At 40.7% G+C, this 18,610-nt stretch carries 18 protein-coding genes; 2 read left to right on the plus strand and 16 right to left on the minus strand.

Annotation, left to right across the window (positions count from 1 at the left end):
- Positions 1 to 114: 114 nt before the first annotated feature.
- The 13 genes from ABD014_RS19340 to ABD014_RS19400 form a co-directional block, all read right to left on the minus strand.
- The gene (locus ABD014_RS19340) at positions 115 to 636 is read right to left on the minus strand and encodes a hypothetical protein (protein ID WP_343863863.1); all 522 of its coding nucleotides are present in this window, start codon (positions 634 to 636) and stop codon (positions 115 to 117) included.
- Between the two features lie 82 nt (positions 637 to 718).
- Complete coding sequence (locus tag ABD014_RS19345; protein WP_343863865.1) at positions 719 to 1,798, minus strand: hypothetical protein; 1,080 nt, start codon at positions 1,796 to 1,798, stop codon at positions 719 to 721.
- A gap of 258 nt (positions 1,799 to 2,056) precedes the next feature.
- The gene (locus ABD014_RS19350) at positions 2,057 to 2,689 is read right to left on the minus strand and encodes a hypothetical protein (protein ID WP_343863867.1); all 633 of its coding nucleotides are present in this window, start codon (positions 2,687 to 2,689) and stop codon (positions 2,057 to 2,059) included.
- 131 nt (positions 2,690 to 2,820) lie between these two features.
- Complete coding sequence (dgt, locus tag ABD014_RS19355; RefSeq protein WP_343863869.1) at positions 2,821 to 3,282, minus strand: dGTP triphosphohydrolase; 462 nt, start codon at positions 3,280 to 3,282, stop codon at positions 2,821 to 2,823.
- On the minus strand, positions 3,269 to 3,829 hold the full coding sequence (locus ABD014_RS19360) for a guanylate kinase (RefSeq protein ID WP_343863871.1): 561 nt from the start codon (positions 3,827 to 3,829) through the stop codon (positions 3,269 to 3,271). Before ABD014_RS19360 ends, dgt begins: the two co-directional genes overlap by 14 nt.
- A 504-nt stretch (positions 3,830 to 4,333) precedes the next feature.
- Complete coding sequence (locus ABD014_RS19365) at positions 4,334 to 4,768, minus strand: hypothetical protein (protein WP_343863873.1); 435 nt, start codon at positions 4,766 to 4,768, stop codon at positions 4,334 to 4,336.
- An 899-nt stretch (positions 4,769 to 5,667) separates the two neighbouring features.
- Positions 5,668 to 6,042, minus strand: coding sequence for an Imm3 family immunity protein (locus tag ABD014_RS19370; protein ID WP_343863875.1), 375 nt, complete (start codon positions 6,040 to 6,042; stop codon positions 5,668 to 5,670).
- Between the two features lie 19 nt (positions 6,043 to 6,061).
- A complete protein-coding gene (locus ABD014_RS19375; RefSeq protein ID WP_343863877.1) occupies positions 6,062 to 6,688 on the minus strand; it encodes a deaminase domain-containing protein in 627 nt (208 codons plus the stop codon).
- Positions 6,689 to 6,699: 11 nt separating this feature from the next.
- Positions 6,700 to 7,065 carry a hypothetical protein gene (locus tag ABD014_RS19380; RefSeq protein ID WP_343863879.1) on the minus strand — a complete coding sequence of 122 codons (366 nt, stop codon included), beginning with the start codon at positions 7,063 to 7,065 and terminating at the stop codon, positions 6,700 to 6,702.
- Between the two features lie 38 nt (positions 7,066 to 7,103).
- Positions 7,104 to 7,268: a hypothetical protein gene (locus ABD014_RS19385; protein WP_343863881.1), complete on the minus strand. Its 165-nt coding sequence runs from the start codon at positions 7,266 to 7,268 to the stop codon at positions 7,104 to 7,106.
- A 20-nt stretch (positions 7,269 to 7,288) separates the two neighbouring features.
- Entirely contained in the window at positions 7,289 to 7,624 is a 336-nt protein-coding gene (locus ABD014_RS19390; protein WP_343863883.1) for a hypothetical protein, read from the minus strand.
- 121 nt (positions 7,625 to 7,745) lie between these two features.
- Positions 7,746 to 8,360, minus strand: coding sequence for a pentapeptide repeat-containing protein (locus ABD014_RS19395; protein ID WP_343863885.1), 615 nt, complete (start codon positions 8,358 to 8,360; stop codon positions 7,746 to 7,748).
- An 11-nt stretch (positions 8,361 to 8,371) separates the two neighbouring features.
- Positions 8,372 to 10,561 carry an ADP-ribosyltransferase family protein gene (locus ABD014_RS19400; RefSeq protein ID WP_343863887.1) on the minus strand — a complete coding sequence of 730 codons (2,190 nt, stop codon included), beginning with the start codon at positions 10,559 to 10,561 and terminating at the stop codon, positions 8,372 to 8,374.
- A 391-nt stretch (positions 10,562 to 10,952) separates the two neighbouring features.
- Between ABD014_RS19400 and ABD014_RS19405 the strand changes: the two genes are divergently transcribed.
- On the plus strand, positions 10,953 to 11,819 hold the full coding sequence (locus ABD014_RS19405) for a lipoate--protein ligase family protein (RefSeq protein ID WP_343863889.1): 867 nt from the start codon (positions 10,953 to 10,955) through the stop codon (positions 11,817 to 11,819).
- A 419-nt stretch (positions 11,820 to 12,238) separates the two neighbouring features.
- Here the strand turns inward: ABD014_RS19405 and ABD014_RS19410 are convergent, their stop codons facing one another.
- Positions 12,239 to 12,562, minus strand: coding sequence for a pyrophosphohydrolase domain-containing protein (locus ABD014_RS19410; RefSeq protein ID WP_343863891.1), 324 nt, complete (start codon positions 12,560 to 12,562; stop codon positions 12,239 to 12,241).
- Between the two features lie 521 nt (positions 12,563 to 13,083).
- Here ABD014_RS19410 and ABD014_RS19415 point away from each other — a divergent pair.
- Positions 13,084 to 13,227, plus strand: a complete 144-nt coding sequence (locus ABD014_RS19415) for a hypothetical protein (protein WP_343863893.1) — start codon at positions 13,084 to 13,086, stop codon at positions 13,225 to 13,227.
- Positions 13,228 to 13,853: 626 nt separating this feature from the next.
- On the opposite strand, the gene ABD014_RS19420 is transcribed toward ABD014_RS19415, so the two are convergent.
- Together ABD014_RS19420 and ABD014_RS19425 are read right to left on the minus strand one after the other, a co-directional pair.
- Complete coding sequence (locus tag ABD014_RS19420; protein ID WP_343863895.1) at positions 13,854 to 15,062, minus strand: alpha amylase family protein; 1,209 nt, start codon at positions 15,060 to 15,062, stop codon at positions 13,854 to 13,856.
- 95 nt (positions 15,063 to 15,157) lie between these two features.
- Positions 15,158 to 18,493, minus strand: coding sequence for a family 10 glycosylhydrolase (locus ABD014_RS19425; protein ID WP_343863897.1), 3,336 nt, complete (start codon positions 18,491 to 18,493; stop codon positions 15,158 to 15,160).
- Positions 18,494 to 18,610: the final 117 nt, after the last annotated feature.

Genomic DNA, 18,610 nt, shown 5'->3' on the forward strand with positions numbered 1-18,610 from the left:
TATATTCAGATCCGAAATAAAAAAAGAGCGCTGATGGAACATCCCCAACGCTCAACAGCTCAGTATTCATAAAAATCTAGTATCAAAATTAGATCCTTTAGACCAAAGAAGAACCTATTTATAAGGATTAGATCTAAGACTCATTCCTGGATTCATAATCGACAACATGTATTGATGTTCTTCAAACATGTCCGATAATCTAGTTAGCAACTCATCATCCAACTCAATCGGAACGGCCTGTCCATCCTTAAAAATACAAGCAGGAATGGCTCCTTCTAGTATAGGAACCGCAGTCTCCGTTCTGAGATATCCTTTATGCTGCCACATCGACTCCACGATCGGGTTTACATCTCTACCTACAACCTTTTGAAATAGAGGTGTAACAATTAGTGCAAAACCATCAACCCATTGATAATTATTGCTTAACAGCTTTTTCTGGCAAATCCAAAGGTAAAAGGGGCCTATCAATATTTTTGGGGATCTCTGCTTGGAAAGTGTATCAATCGCTGATAAATATACATTTCGGATATGTTCGTTAATCGATTCATCACTTTGATTAGCTAATATGGTTAAATCAAATTGGTATGCCCATCCTTGGGATTTCAGCACTTTATCGGTCAATTTAACAGTTTGCATTGAGAACATCTCCTTCATTAAATTAAAGCTTTCAAATTTGACATTCCGATCTCTTTATAGCTAACATTTACCGTAACAATATTTATTCTTTGTAATTAATCATAATCAGAATTTTCTGATTTGTTTTTTGTGCCTTTACAGCTGAATCCCTTATTTGATATGCGGCAGCTGACCTGATTTGATCGTCGTCAGAGTTGTTCTCGATCATTTGCCATTGGTAAATATCAAGCACCGATTCAACAAATTCAGTTATCAATTGTGCTAGCATCTTGTCTTTACTAGACCAATAAGTCGATGCTTTTTCCAAATCTAGTTCAACCTGGTTAAAATCAATATCTGAAAAAATAGCATCTATTTTTTTACTATTAGAAGAATCGTTACTTAAAACCTCAAGCAAATTCTTATAACGATTAAAAAAATCATCTCGCAACGCGATCAGTTCCTCACGGGTAGTATACTGCACCGTTTCCTTCTGGGGCGCATTTGAGTTGGTTTGTGATGTATTGTTATTCATAGTATCGATATAATTACTATAATAGTTGCTGATTTCCTCTGGCTCATAGATTGTTGGACTTCCAGTAAGTTGCATTCCAATACCTTGAACTGTATTATCTCTAGTGAAAATGATAATGTCATAATCATCAAAAGAAAATGTATAACCTAAGTAACCATCCTTTACACTTTCCTTTTTTACGGTTCTTCCAAGAACATTCTCAATCTTCTGCTCATCATCTCCAACATGTAAGTTTACATTCAATCCTTTACCTGACTCATCGGTTACGATATAGTCCAGAACACCTCCTCCTGTAAAATATAGATCAAAATCCTTCGACTTGAATCTATATCGCATATAACTATCATCGATTTCTAAATCTTCCGGTAGGTTTCCAACAACTTCAGAGAATGGCACACCTACCTTCCACCCTTCAATTAATAAATCTTCAGGCAGCTTAGAATTATTCTGTTCATTTTCTTCAGTGACAACAGTTGAGGCAACATTTGTTGTCTCAGAATCTAATGGCTTGAAGTTATTATCCTCATTCAATTGTGATTCCTGAATCTGATCAGGAACGAGAGTTGTATCCTCGAATGAATTATCAGCCTCACATCCTGTTAAAATAATTAAAATAATCCAAGTTCCAATAAGCCACTTATACTTCATGCATTTCAACCTCCTATTCTTCGACGAAAAACCTTTTATGAAACTTTTTCCTCCCTCTATGTTTTATATATACACAGGCATTTAGTAGAATTCTAAAGAGAACCTTAAGTGGAAATTTAAGATAGTCACTATACAACGTGATATAACGTGAATTTTTGTTCCATAACAAAAAACGTGAACTAATTTGACTTTATACATTATCAAATCAATTCACGTCGTATAGGGACAAAACAATAACTCGCCCTAAATAAATCTGATTTACCTTAATTTTTTTATTTCCCCAGTCCCAAAATATTTTTCATACTCATGCATTGCAAATTGATCCATCATACCAGAGATAAAATCAATAATATTACGTCTGCGCTCAGTATCGTCCTTAAAAATACGGTACTCAGGTGGTAGTAACTTCAAGTCTTCGTTTAAGTGTTCATCCTTATACACCTCGTAGAGCCCCCGGAGTACTTTCTCCCCTTTTTTCTCATACAATTGAATGGACGGACGCCGCATAATAAGAGAGAATACGAGCATTTTTAAGCCTTCCGCCAATTTATTGTGTTCTCTGTAGAATAATCTGTTTTTCTCTTGATCGTAAAATATATCACGGATTAATCGATTGACAATCTTTGATGTCAGTTCCTTCCGAAAGAGGAACGAATACTCCTCCGAAGATTGGAAATAAGCCCCCTTCTTCGCAAAATCCCTACACTGATTCACAATTGCATTAAGTTCGTCATATGCCTCTCCATATTTCACATTAATTTGAAACTCATATAGCAAATCGTCTATGGTGAATAAGTTTTGACTGAGGCAATCTTCCAAGTCATGAGCGGCATAAGCAATTTCATCAGCTAAATCCATAATTTGCATATCAATAGTAGCTACTTCGGGCAAGTCAATTTTATGCTCCTCGAGCACATTATAAATTTCTTGATAGTCCTCGTCGTAAATAAATTTTTTGTTTTTACCATTTTCATACTTGCGAAAATATTTTACCACTCCGAGTTGTGTACGAAACGTTAAATTCAATCCCGGAAGGCGTGGTGCTTTTTCTCCAGCTTTCTCAATATACGCAAGGTTTGAGCATTGCCTTCAAATCCACCGATATCCTGTACGAGTTCATTCAATATCGTTTCACCATGATGACCGATTGGTGGATTACCCAAATCGTGTGCTAAAGCGCTAGCCTCAACAACAAAAGTATGCTCTACCCCCATATCAGAAGCAATGCCGCGAGCGATTTGCGCAACCTCCATACTATGAGTCAAACGGTTTCGTATAAAGTTATATCGTTCTATACCAAGTAGTTGCATCTTACCTTGAAGACGACGAAAAGAAGATGAGTACAAAATACGAGCATAATCCCGTGCATAGGCATCGCGTCCACGATCGTCTCCATCCACCTCATTCAGCCGAAAATCCATTCCATCTAATTTCTCGTTCCACTGCTTAACAAAATCTATAGTTAATTCATCATAATGTGCCATGTTGTTTCTCCAACCCTTCTTTAAGATATTGAACAATTTGATCAATCTTTTCCCTATTCCAATATGTATTGTTCAAAACGAGATCACAGTGCGACAACGCATCGATTTCTACTTCGAATGTTTCGAGACGTGCATTTATATCCGAGGTACTATGGCCACGAGCTTCAAGACGCTGCGCACATTCATGTCGTTCTGCCTTTACCCCTATAATCAGTATTTTGTCATTGAAAAACTGTTTAATCTTTTTAGCTCCGGCCTCATCCAAAATAACTGATCTTCGCTCCGACTTGTGGAAAATATCTTCAAGCAACTGTATTGGAGTACCGTAAAAATTCCCGTGATAGCGTGTCATTTCTATCATTTGACCTTGTTCATACAGTCGCTGCATTTCTTCTTTTGTTCTAAAAAAATAATCAACTCCGTCAATCTCACCTTCGCGCGGCAGACGTGAAGTCCAAGTCACAACGCGGGGAAGTCCCAATTTACTCTGAATTGTACTTTTCCCTGACGCACTTGGTCCTTGAAGAACGACTAACAATATTGACATAATATCCTTCACCCCACAATTCCAGTCATGCATACAATCCTAAAATTAATATACCTTAAATGTATTTATACTTCATCAATGTCTTAGAGTTTACTATAGAAACTACTAGTTTCTAGTGCCTATGGAATAAGCACTAAACTAAATCCTAAAATCAATTCATAGTCCATTCATTTCTATCTTCCAAATCCCCGTGCTCGTCAGTCTAATGCCATAACTCTCGTACTTTCTGGTTATCTCTCACTTCCTCTACGATTACCTGATACCCCCTGCTTCCGCTTAAATATCCACTGCTTGCAATTATTTTGCCATTCATTATATCCTCCTTTGATTTTGGACATGTAAGAAAAGCTCACACCTACTTATCATTCAAGTGGGAAGAGCTTTTCAAAGTATATCAAGTGTTTGAGTTGTTTAATGAAAAAACTAAAAAAGTTTGATAATGGGTTCATTCGGCACGGGATAGCCTTACAAAATACTTTCGAGCAACACAAACCAACAGATTCCTCAAACTATATCTCCAACCTGATAGTCTAGTCCCAACCCATAAAAAGGAAACTCCACTGCTCCACTCAACTTCTTATCGTCAACAGTTATTACATTATTCTTTCGTAATAATATTGGCTTATCATTTAGCTCAAGAATGCAGTCTCCGTCCATATTATTAAGTAATTTTCCAATGAAGACCATTAGCTCATACGCCCAATTAGTATGGGAAACTATAATATCAATGTAGCAACTAAACTTTAATTCAATATCATAATCCTCACTCGCAAACATTGCACTATGCCCACCCTCATTAATGGATAGCGTAAATCCATCACTAGAGACTGTGAGATTATCATCAGTTTCAGTTATCTCAACATCTTGCAATAGTCTTGTTACTGAAAACTTTACTTCACTGAAATCAGAATAACCTCCAAAATAAAAATTACAAAACATGATTTTTTCTCCTTGTCTACGGTTTAATCTTGTTATTTGTCCATCTTTAATAATAATTAGCTCATCTAAAGTTGGTATTTCCACTGCTTTAATGTCAGTAGACCATCGCCAAGGGCATATCGTTCAGTAGTAATCTGAACGGAGTTTGCACTGCGTTCTCCAGCAATACGTTCTCGCTTCTTCAAATCGCAAAAAAGGCTTATTCCTCCTTACGTTCAAGTTGGAATAAGTCTTTAATAGTTAGTCTAAGCGTGTTGGTCAAGAGGAATTTCATTTACACTATCTAAGATTCAATAGTTGTTCTCTCAACAAAGTTGTTATTTTCTTTAATAATCATTCTCGCCAGTCTTCTTCCAGCTCTTTAAAAAAAGAAATCATCTGGATAATTGTCAGAATCAATTGGAAATAGTTGATTTATAACACCATTTTTTTATCATATTCAATTTTACCCATTATTTCTTCATTTGGTCTTAACAGTATACAACTCTTTCCTCGTCCTCATAATCCTTAAGCATTATCACAAAAACCGCCATTAAATCTCACTTCCCATAAATTTAGGATTTAACGCATCAGTCATCGTCGTTCGTAGGTAGATCTGTATATAAGATTATTCAGTTCCTTACTCTAACCACTGCATAATACTGGTAAATATAAAAGTACTGACAGACCTAAGCCAGGAAAATGTTCTCCAGAAAAAACAGGTCAATTATGGTGGTATTTGACCATACCGACCTGTTCGATTTAACGGTAAAGCGTTATTTAGAGTATAAAATTCAAGCATTGATGTAGTATAAACTTAATAGAGAAATCTTTATACGGATATAACGTGAGTTATATATGTAGTAATTGAATAATGAGCTCTTTTGGCACTAGATTTTCTTATTATGGCTAGTACCGGTCTACCTCTCATTTGGGTCATATATGATTTCCATTTGTGACAGCTGCTCTTTTAATTTGTTTGCCAATAGTATGATTTTCTCTTTCTCTTCTACACTTAAATCTAACTCAACCCCACCGCCTAGTACCTTTTCTATCGCATCAGAAATTAAATCATGTTGACCTATATAGATTCTTCTATCTACCTTTAACATTGATTCCATAATGTATAAAGTGAACACGATTTTTTCGGTAATGCCATCGTCCATAATAGGTTCGTACTCATAAAAACATCTCGTGGCTGCTTCAATGGAGCTACTATTGTAATCTCTTGTTCGTACTTTTTCAAAAAAGTCACCGACAAATTCAGATACCTCCATTACTGTAAAATCTCTCATTTTACCCCTCCGTATACTTTTATGGCAATATTCTTTGGTGGTTATTGTGCACAACTTCAATGGTAATGTTTTTGTATCTCGTCATAAACTCATCAATCACTTTACTACAACTTGCACATGGTGGTTTTTCTGTGAATAAGGTCAGATTTCCCTTTATATCAAATTTACTCCCTAACTGACTAGCCACATCATTCAGTATTTTATATTCTGTGTCAATATCTCTAAGTAAATCCCTACCATCAATTGTTATATCAGTCGAAGCTTTAAATGTTGGGTTTGTCGGCTTCAACGAAATATCTGATACTATACTCGTCGATGACCTAGCATCCGATAGAACATCTATACCACTATGAGCATAGAATTCTTTTTTTAATCCGGGTATATCAACTTCAGCCAAGCCAACATTTCCACTACGGCTAAGATCACTTGGTAAGCTATTTCTTATGTTTTTAACTCTACTAATAAGTGTCGCATCAACTGACTCGTCAAGGACTCTAGTTGTACGTCTACCCGTCCCCTTAGTTTCTACAAATTCTTTTTTATCCTGAAACTCATTATGTTTCCTTTGAATATTCGGATTCTCCGGAGTTTCGATACGATAAGTATTTGGAATCTGAATTTTCATTCCATTCTCAGTAGCCGCCAATACCCCACCATTCAGCTTAGGCAGAAGCTCGGCTGTAGATCCCAGATATCCTGGAATGGAACGACGAACTCTTCTGCGGCTCCTTCCTTCAGCACTTCCTTGATATCTTCCAGGGTAATATCTCCACTCGTGATCGCCTTGGCTAAATCATAATATCCTGGCAGCGTCTCTGTCCAGAACTTCGGATTAGTCGGATTTACGGACCAGGCCTGCTTCAAAAGCCCACTTCCTTCATCCCAAATCTGACTTACGATTCCATCCCCGACTCCTACCGATGTCATCGCTATCCCTAATCCGCCTGCTTTCACATTTGGATTATTCCAATATCCCAACCCTCTTTCCGAATTCGCCAGTTCCAGAAGCTCCTTCGTGATCAATCATGGGTGCGTCACCCAAGAGCGTCGGGCTGCATGGATTATTCCTTAGCCTGCTGTGCCTTGCGCTCCCAATATCTACGTTCGTATTCTATCTGCTTCTCTTTATTCTCAGGCTTCTGCCGCCATCTGCGCTGATACTCACGCTCATACTGTCTTCTATATTCCCGACGTGCTTCCAATGCTTCCGGGCTTAATTTCACCATAACGTTCATCCCTCTTTGGGTTACACTTTTCCTGTAGCTCTGTTGAGCGTTTCCTGTACTGCGTTTTGAATGGTAGATACCAACTCTTCTCTAGAGCCGATTCCTTGAATTTCAATTTCCTCATCCACGATTTCAATTACGATTTCGTCGTCACCAAAGAACTTCTCTGTTGCACTCGTAACAAATCCTTTAATCTTGGCGAGTTGTAGAACTTCTGGATTTGCCGATACAGGTACAGCAGACAGCTCTAACAGTTCTTGTTTCTTGTACAGAATACCGCCGCTTTGTCGTTGTTCAAACTCCTTACCTTGCAATGTCAGGAAACGGATGTCCTCAAGAAAAAACAGGTCGATCATGGCGCTATCTGACCATATTCGACCTGTTAGATGTAAGGGAAAGTGATATTTAGGGTATTAAATTAAAGAAAGTTCCCATCTCCAATAGTAAAATAATAACGATCTATCAGTTCTAGTCTCATTATTTCAAGTTAACCTTCGAGTTGATTATGAGCCACTGTCTAGCTTCTTCACCTACTACAATATTTGGTTGTTCTGGCGTCCCAATATTGATGCTTTTTATAAAAGCCTCTTCTAGCCCCCGAACCCCAGTTAATTTAGCTCCTTCTAGCAATACTCTTTCAAACGTAGCTAACCGCACATCAGCATTAAATAATATTGCATTACGAAAATCCGTCTCATCAAAAAGACCAGCTACTAAATTAGCATCTGATAAATCAGCTTGAACAAACACCGTCTCAATACATTCACTATCAGCAAGTCTAGCAGCTTTAACATTGGCATTTGTGAAGTCCACATACGAAACATTAGATTTACAAAAGTCTGCCCCTTCTAAATTTGTAGATACAAAAGTTGATGAACTTAGTAAGGATGAAGAGAAATCTTTGTGATTTAAGTTCATGCCATCAAAGATACAAGCTGTTATATATGCTTGGTCTAATGGGTATTGTGACAAATCCACATTTCGCAAATCAATTTCATCTATACCTAGTTTTTCGCCTTGTTCTCCAACAGTTTCAATCCAAAGACGGTGTGATTCTAATTGAGTCATAATTTCTTTGATATCAGTTGTCATACCCAACCCTCCTATGGATACCAAATAACCCTATCTGATATCCCAGCTTTTTCAATTGCCTCTTTTAACTGTTCAACATGTTCAGGAATCATGTCTCTTTTATCCACTATTACATTGTAATTTTTATCTAGTTCTTTATTAATTGCCTTCATCCCGTTGCTTACTGTGAATGCGCCTTTTTTGGGTGAAGTATGACCATTTGGATAAGATACGAAACTTTTAACGTCCCATTTAACGTTATTTGTTGTATCAATAAATTCAGATCCTCCGTTTCCTTGTGGGTCACGTACTATCTTCCCTAGTTTTCCTTGTTGTTCCAAATCTAGTCCTATCTCTCTTTCTTTCAAACCTTGATCCCTAATTTTACCACCATGTGAAGGGTCGCCTGCTAAATCGTCCAGTTCCTTTTGAGTTCTTCCTCCAGTGTAACCAGTCTGAGCTTTTGGCGTCCCCTCAATACCTTTTTCGACCTCATTTTGCCTTCTCTGAATATTTGGATTCTCCGGAGTCTCGATACGATAATTGTTCGGAACCTGAATTTTCATTCCACTCTCAGTAACCGCCACGGCTCCGCCATTTAGCTTAGGCAGAAGCTCGGAGAGCTGCCTGCTCAGTTTGCCAGATATCTTGACACCTGACTTAACTGCTCCTTCCACTAGTGTCAGCGCCAGAAAAGCCTTCACCAAGGCTCGTCCATAACGTTGGCTCTCTTCATAGCTGGCTTTTCCACTAAGTACTTTCCCCTGTAAATCCCAGATATCCTGGAATGGAACGACGAACTCTTCTGCGGCTCCTTCCTTCAGCACTTCCTTGATATCTTCTAGGGTAATATCTCCACTCGTGATCGCCTTGGCTAAATCATAATATCCTGGCAGCGTCTCTGTCCAGAACTTCGGATTAGTCGGATTTACGGACCAGGCCTGCTTCAAAAGCCCACTTCCTTCATCCCAAATCTGACTTACGATTCCATCCCCGACTCCTACCGATGTCATCGCTATCCCTAATCCGCCTGCTTTCACATTTGGATTATTCCAATATCCCAACCCTCTTTCCGAATTCGCCAGCTCCAGAAGCTCCTTCGTGATCAATCCATCGACTTCAAATTCCTTACCGTTATGATACCCACTTAATTCTCGCCAGACGGCGAACATCGTACTGTAGTTATTAGCGATATACTGATATCCCGCTACAGCAACTAGTAAATCTTGATCGTATTTCCCGGTAATTTCCCCGTGATACAGATTCATATCTTTAAGAAGCTGCTGCATCTTTCGGATATCTTCCTCAGCAACTAATTGATCGTATTCTTTTAACTGCTGCTCTAGCTGCATCCGACGAAGAACCTTCACTTCCAGTTCGTCATATTTCTGACGGAGTTCATTCAGATTTTTTTCTCCCCGCAAACCTTCCTCTAGCAGGGATCTAATCTCTTCATCGTCCAGTAATAGCGATCGGTCATTTTTTAACGGATTATATTTACACGCCTCCAGGTATCCGCCTTGATAAAAATACGCCAGGTCGATTCCTTCCTTAAACCATTCGTCCGAGACGCCCATTTTTTCGAGCTTTTTTCGCTGGGCTTCGGCGTATTTATGTGCCGCTTCCATATATTCATGTTGGCCATAGGCCTGATAGACAGCGTAAGCCTTCTGACTGCGGGCGATTTCTGTAAATGCCTCAGCGATTTTCTTTAATTCTTCTTGGGCTAGTTTGTGGGCAAAGGAGTCTTTGTTTTGCATTGTTAGTATAAGGCTGGCAATACGCGGGTCTTCTTGGAAGGGAGCTAGACGATCGATAATGCCTTGCTGCTGAAAGGCTTGAAGTTGTTCGAAAATGTTAGGAAACTCGGGTGACTCTGATGCATAGGACTTCGCGGGACCATACAAACGATTTCCTGTAATATCAGCCCACTGCCTGGCTAGAAGCGGAGTTTTATGATCGAACATGAACGAAGGCGGCTGAGTTTGAGCTAATTTTTCCACTTGCTTGTCAGTGTCTGCGTATTGGTTCGCAGCATATTTTAGACCGCTTACCTTCTCTCTCAACTGCTCATCAAGTTGCCTAGCTAGGATTTCGATCTCGCGAAGACGGCTTGCAGTTTCTTGAGTGGCAGTGCGAACATAATACTCGGAATAATTCGCTTCTGTATTTTGGAGCAAACGGTTCACATCTTTAGCCATTCCGCTAATTTCTTGTTCCATGGTCTGTCGCAAATGCTCCACTACTCTAGCCAAATTCTCGAGTCGATCAAGGTCTATTTTTTGAATTGAAAGACACCTCCATTACACTCACAATTACTCCATATTTTCTGGATTCACATGATGTAAAAGAAAGTAGGTTAAAGGTGATGGCTATACGAGGATTAAAAGGAGTTATATTACATCTATTCTATCAATAAGTATTTAATCTTACAATATTTCCCTGAACAGGATATCCCCCCTACAACACTACTTCAAAAATATAAAAACGAGATATTAATCAATGTCGCCAGAGGACTTTACGATGAGTCTCTTGTTTTCCGTAACGAACTTATCCGTGTTAAGATACGTATAGATTGGATTTATGTTTTATGATTTATAAGGGGGATGCAAATTGGCGGAATGTACGACTTCATTTCATTTGGAAGGACTAGACAATATCATAGTGCTAGATCGCACGCAACGTCTGGAGGAGCCTGATATTCTGTATCCTTTTGCATTGGATGAGCTGTTGTGCAGACATACAGGCAAGGGAGGTCCCGCTGTATGTCATCTATGGCGCCATCCGAGAGCCTTCGTGATGGGACTTCGTGACAGCAGACTGCCGCATGCAGCAGAGGCGCAGAAATGGCTGGAATCGCTTGGCTACTCGACGGCTGTCCGTAGCACGGGCGGGGCTGCCGTACCGCTCGATTTAGGTGTTGTGAATATTTCCTTAATCCTTCCGAAGGAAGGTCTTGGCGACAAATGCTTCCGCTCGGACTATGAGCGTATGTATCAGCTAATCAAACTTGCCCTGCAGAATACGAGCTACACGGTCGACAAAGGTGAAATTGATGGAGCATACTGCCCTGGCGATTATGACCTCAGCATAGGTGGCATCAAATTTTGCGGCATTGCGCAGCGTCGTCAAGCTCATGCCTTTGTCGTACAGGCTTTCGTCATATGCGAAGGTTCGGGCAAAGAGAGCGCCGAGCTCGTCCGCTCCTTCTATGATCGTGCTGCGTTAGGCGTGGTGCAAGCGAATCATCCAATCGTCACCGAAGATAAGACGGGCAGTCTGGAAGAACTAGCTTCGCTCGGCAGCAGTGTTGGCAGCGGTGCGGCGCAGGTATTCACAGAGTCTATAAAACAAGTGATCCGGGAGCGCCAATCCAAACTTTGTCTCGAACAGGCTGCCTCAGGATTATGGCTCCCAGAGCCAGAACAAGTGCATGCCTTCATCCATACACTGCGTGAACGTTACGGAATCAAAGCGTGAGGATGAATAGGTGAATAGTACCCTTTTGATTTCATTTGCTTGTAGCCACGGGGCAGTCATCCGCATGGATCACCAGAAATACATGATTAGTAGCAAAGTTCCTAAACGCTCCAGCTTTTCGGGCGTATCTGCCTCGACCAGTACAAAGAGTAGTCGTTGTTTGTGAAAGGAGCTGTTCACCCGACGCATTGGTATCAGAACTAATCAAAGGTCATCTAGATCATATGTATACTTGTTTAACCGATCTTTTTCTTTCTCCCAATTTCTTGTGCAGCGCGGGCCTTTAGAGCGATACTCTCCAGTGGTGTATCATCCAAATAACCATTCTATTCGTCTCCGGAAAAAGGGGTTAGCTCCGCCTCTTCCATTTGAGACATCTTTGCCGCCAAATTCTCCGTGACTAGTCGAATATCCGGCATTTATACTTCCGCCTCAATTAATATGATACGTTCCTTAAATCTACCCCGTTTCTGCGCTTTTTCACTACGCAACTGATTCAATTCTTGCTCTGTAACTCCATGAACGGTTGCCAAAGCATAAATAACTTCAAGCATATCCGCAAGTTCTTCGGAAGCCTCCTGATCCGTTTCCGCTGATATGTATTCCTGATGCTCCTCCTGCAGTTTTTTTCTAAGTTCTATAATATATGTCTCCATGTCCAATGTCTTAATGGTATACTTCTTTCCCTGTGCTCCGATGATATTCGGGATTAAATCCCGGACAAGCTTGTTATATACTGGCATGATGTTGTTATTCTCCTCTCCTATTATAGAAGTATTTCTTAGGCTCCTCATATGTCTAGATTTTACCGTGACTAAACCTAATTGTTTCTGATCAGCATCGCCTGAAAATGGGGATTTCCTTCACCCATGTCTCTTGTATGAAAGTCTTCAATTTGAAAATGACACTTGATGATACGTTGAATCTCCTCATCTGGATACATGGCAAAATACCACTTAGGTTCATAAACATCCTGCATCCAAATACCGTCAGTGGAAATCCCCCCATATACTAGCCAGCGATTTCACAATAATAGAAAATATCCGATCAAACTAAAAATGTATCTATTAAACTAGTCTATAAATATTCATAAAATATGGAATCAATGGTAGAGTATTAGCAGATTTAAGTGGTACCCAATGATTTTAATAAAGGGTGAAACTACATTTAATGGAAAAATGGTTTTATTCTTTTTCTAACTAAGCAGAAAGGGGATTCTACTTTCAGTTAGGTAAACTAAAAAAATGATTAGGAGTGTGTAAGAATGACAGGATTTCAAATAGACGATCTTATTGAAGAAGATGTTGTCAATTGCCCAGGAGAATCAACTCAATTACTCACTGGCGCTGGGAAATTAGGTTTTATTTTCGATTTTACTGAGTTCTTAAGACAAAGCTCATGGAATTAGAATATCATGGGAACAGGAAATAACTCATTTAACCATATGAAATCGAAAGGTAGAACCCACAATTTTGTGATTCAGCCTTTGCTGTCCTCAGGGGCTTCAACCATTCTTATAATCGGCTTTCAATACCTGTTCATGAGGTTAGATTATGGATCAATATTCGCGAATGAGTTATTTGTGAAAGGTATTAAATCAGGATGGCATGTTATTCTATCCGTATTTATAGGAATGTATATCGTATACGCCATTACAAACGTAATCAGATGGGAATTTCATAAGAGAAAATCAAAGTAAAACTCTTTACCAAAATAGCAGCTGCGTCACGCTGCCGAAGAAGCCTCTCGATTATCGAGGGGCTTTTTTACTCGGAGAGCTTATGACATAAATTATGATTCAAGCAATCGTACGTTATATATTGGTTCAGGTGAACCTTCGTTAATTCTGAGTGAACAACCGACTGTCGATTCTTATAATTTCAGAATTCAAAGCAATCAAAAGGAAGAAATCCTCATATGGTATTACATAAGTTATGTGTGATATTTGTTGAATGATGGGTTCATTCAGCACTGGGTAGCCCTACATGTTAAATCCGTACATGAAGGTTTATCAAGCTCATTTCTTCCCACCCATTAAGACTTCACAGACAACACAGAATCCAGCTGCTCCCACCAACTATAGTCTTCCAAATGGCTCGCATCGAACAACATGACACCGTGCGTACGTTCTTGGCACATCCGGACCGCTTTTTCAAATTGATCAATGTTTCCTTCGTAATCCTTCAAATATAAGCTCGCGATGACTGGGATCTGCCCGTTAATGGCCTCTAGGCTCATTTGGATCGCGCCTTCTACGCTGTACCATTCCGCAGGCCTACCGTTATGTACAGCTTCTTCAATTCGCACTTCGGGATAATAACAACCTGTCATAATGAAATCCAATTCATCGGCATACGCGGAAATATGATATTCTTCTGATGCCCATGGCAAGTTCGAACGATAGGTTTCACTGGCCCAATTGACACCTTCGTTGTAATATAACGGATACCATGATCCGACATAAATGCTGAAGGACAGACTTGGATTAGTGGATTTAACCACTTGCTTAGCAGATTGCACGAATTTCTTAATGTTCAGCGCACGCCATTCCGTCCATTTCGCGAACCAGTGCCCATACTCGATTTGTTTCGTACCTTCTTGTAAGGTGAAAATGTCCTGTGGCCATTGTGCTACTGGCTGCCCAATATATTGTTCGAATGCTCTCCTGCTTAACTCGCTAAAATCACCATAGACATTCGGATAGCGGCAGCGGTCCAGCACAATACCACTAATTTTATAGTTCGAGGCAATCTCCTTCAGAATCCCAAGCTCGTGCAGTTGAACTTCTTCATGAATCGGATTCACAAAGATCGTATCATCATCCGCATTTTCAGCTGCTACCGATTCTGAAGCAAGGCTCGGATTATACAGCATGACCTGCCAATCCTTCTTGTCATAAGCGATACCGTCTCTTGAATGCGTCGTACCTTCCGCGAATACATCCATATTGGCAATGACTTGCAGCCCGACAGCACTCGCTTCCTCTATCATTTCCGCAAGAAAGTCTCTTCCTTCCCATACGTCATAACGTCCGTCTGACCAGCGGCTTACATGATATGCATAAGAACTCGGAAATGTCGTATGTCCATAGGGGATTTTGGCATCCACCACCAAGTGGGTTACTCCTGCTTGTTTCGCACTATTCACAAGGCGCTGCCTCTCTGCACGATCCGCTAGTCGAACCCCATTCGCGATAAAATCAACCCACAACACATTTGCACCTTTTTCCATGGAAATACTCATAATGGGTCACCTCAACTATATAAGTTTTATAATTCGGGGTGCCAAATTGATCTACGGCACCCCGTGAATTCATTAGGAATGGATAGAGCCTATCGTCATTCTTCGTGGTTCTCTTTCTCATTTCCAGCGCGGTGAATCGTCACCGTGTAGTTCTTCGTTAATCCATCTTCGGACTTCACTTGTAAAGTAACCAGATTCAATCCTACTCGAAGTTGTACGGGAATGACCGAATCATTCTCAACAAGCTTGCCCCCTACGGAAATCACTGAATTCTGATTACTTGTACTCGCCGTAATGTCTACTTGTGTAAACGAATGACCGACCTTTACACTGTAATCATACGTCGATGGTGAGAAGGAAGGCGTTAACTTCATTAACTTCTTCCCCGAGTTCACCGTCAAATTACTTAATTGCGTTTTCGCTGTTTTGGAGAAATAGATGTCTATCATTTTGCTGCCATAGTCCAAATCATGCTTCATTCGATTCTTCACTTCTGTATTGATCGAGTTGCTTGCAAGAAGTTTGCTTATGCTGTCGATCTTCTGTTTGATGTCACTTGCAGTCTCATCCGTCATATTGGGATTCACATTTAGAACCTTTATAGCGGATTCAAGTTTCTGTATTAGTTTCTCGCCCTCTTTATGGCTCATCCCTTGGAAGGGAACGTAAATCTCATTGATTTTACGGATCATTTCTTCCATCACGGTCGCTAGAGGCTTGGTCGTATCATATTGAGGCAAAATGGCTTGATTGCGATACACCCCAATCTTCAGCACCTTGTCATACTTATAATTAAATAGTCCTTCGAATTCAAATAATGCGGCTCCAGCTCCATCATTCTTTGTTGCTTCGATAATTTGATCCACAACCGTCGATGTAGGATTGCCTTGGAACGTATCTAGACCCGATGAGACGAATGCATTGTCCCCTGCTAATGCCATCGAGTTTCTCAAGTCAGCTACCGTTAATTCCGAACCCGGCGCATAAGACATATGGTACAAGTGATCGATTAAATTATGATCTAACCAGTATTTCGTTTCTTGTGCGTGCGATTTCGGTGCTTCTTCATAATTCGGCCATACCGCTGCTGTAATTTGTAGCTTTGGTTTGATTTGATGCGCCTCGTCTACTACCCGAACGACCCAGGTATTGATAATATCCGCACGGAATTGCAGCCATTCATCCCAGTAGCGATCTCCTGGATGAAGGTCAAGCGGATCAACGCCATATTTCTCGCTGAACAAATTGCGGGTATACGTGTCATAACCAAAGTCATTCGTGTAATCCTTGGAATCTGGATACCTCGCATAATCCAAATGCAGTGATGCAATGTCATATTTTGTGATGAGCTCATTGTATACAGAGGCAACGAAATCTCTAGCCTGCGGGAGCGCTGGATTAAGCCAATACCACTTGGCATTGTTAATGCCCACTTCATAATCAATACCTTGTCTGCTGATCATACGCCAATCCGGATGATTCACCACAACTGGTCCGCCGACAAAGAAGTTCTCCACCCAGGCATGAATTTCAATCCCCTGTTTCTTACCTTCATCGATGAATGCTCCAAGTACATCAAAGCCTTCATACAAAGGATTTAATTCACTATCTGGCAAAGACGTTGGCCAAGTCGTATATCCATTCCACCACGTTTCCAGATAGATGGCATTGATCCCGGTCTCTTTGATTTTCTTCACATGTTCTCGAACCTGCTCCAGGTTCTTTTCCTTCGGCCTCATCCAGAGACCTCGAGTCTGTACTCTCGGAGACTCAAAATTCATGTAACTTGCTTCCGTAACTTTCTGATCCAAGTCATTCAGTAAATCCATTAACCCATTGGTACCGCTTTCATTCAGGCGTTGTTTGGCCAATTCATAAACGGCCTTCGCTTCTACAATCTTCTGTTCAATATCGGCATAAGGCACATCCATAAATTGATTCTTGGATAACTGGAGCGCCTTCTCTGCGCTATCGATACTTATCGATGCTTTATCTAAGTAAGATTCCGGCGTAAAAATAACCAGCACTTCTTTTTTAGCAAAATCCAGACTCAATTTGGCTCCGACTAGTGCGTTGTTCTTTAACCATGTATTTTTAACCCCATGACCGGATAATACATAGCCACCTTCAGGAATTTTACTGTTGTTCCCGCCGTTGTTGGTCACATATCCGTCCGCATTAACAATGATTTCATTGCCCCATGGGTTTGTGCCCGTCTCCACGCCATAATTACGATCATAGACGATCAACTGATCCGCTCCACGAAAGCCTGGATAAGGCACATTGCCAACATTGTCCCAGCCTGCGGGATTATCTTCTTTTACTTTCGGATTAAATGCATCAAAAGAGGTTCTAGCGGCCTGGTAAATTAAACTATCCGTCACGAGCTCAACCTCTGTGCCGATGCTCACATGTCCTGCTAGTTGGTTATAGAATGGACTTGACGCTTGAATCGACAGTACATATCCATCCGATGGAATGGAAGAGTTGTTATCAAGATAAGCCCCAGTGTTGGGATCGTATGCAATCTCCACAACGCCCGTTACCTTATTGCCAACAACTGTAAGCTCCATTCCCCAAGCATTCTGATTAGTGGTTGCGCCATAAGCAGGCTGGTATAACACCACTTCTCGCTCTCCACGCGGTCCATTTATTTTATCGATGCCTACCGCAATACCATTCACTTTCAAATATTTGCTAGGCAGAATAGGAATATCTACATTAATCGCTTGTACGGACTGCCCCACGACCAAATTCAAGGATGACGAAGCGTTGCCAGAAGCCGATATAACATAACCGTTCGCAGGAATGTAGGTTGCACTCTGACCATGAACATCATAGGTGCTTTTCACAACCACCACATCATTGGTGATGATATATTGAACGGTATCTTCAGAGAATGGGCTTGTCATCTCACCAAAATGGCGTGTATAGACTGCGATCGTATTGGTCGGTTGATCTTCATCTACAACGTCGATCGGTATAATGCCCTGCTCTGTGATGAGCTGTGGGCCTCCGACTATTGGATCAGGTAGCGTGTAGCCAACAATCTCAACCGGGTCTCCCGGACTCATATTGTCTTTAATCCACTGTTCACTCGATCCGTGACCAAATAGTACAAAGCCATTCGTCGGTATTTGTACAGCTCCTTCACGATAAGTGACGTCTGTAACGCTGTAAGTACCTTCATGGTAGTCCACGACTGCAGCAGCTGCGTAAGGGTTCGAATCGGTGAGCTTACTACTGTTTTCCCTTGTAAACAAAATCATTTCATCTGAAGCTCCGATGGCTCGATTCACTGCTGTAATGCTGATGGTGTTGCCATTTGAAGCTTTCGCCGTGATGGCTCCATCGGCCGACACCCCCAACGTCATTCCTGAAAAAATGAGAGCAAAACATAAGATGAAAGACAGCGTATTCTTTAATCTCATTATCGTACCTCCCCAAATTGTTCATGAAAAAACAGCTTCCCAAGCACTCCCTCTTATATAACTTATCTAGTCTACAATTCTCTTTTTTGCCGAATATTTCTTACAAGCATCACCTCC

The sequence above is a fragment of the Paenibacillus motobuensis genome, from assembly GCF_039521865.1.
GTDB classification, from domain to species: Bacteria; Bacillota; Bacilli; order Paenibacillales; family Paenibacillaceae; genus Fontibacillus; species Fontibacillus motobuensis.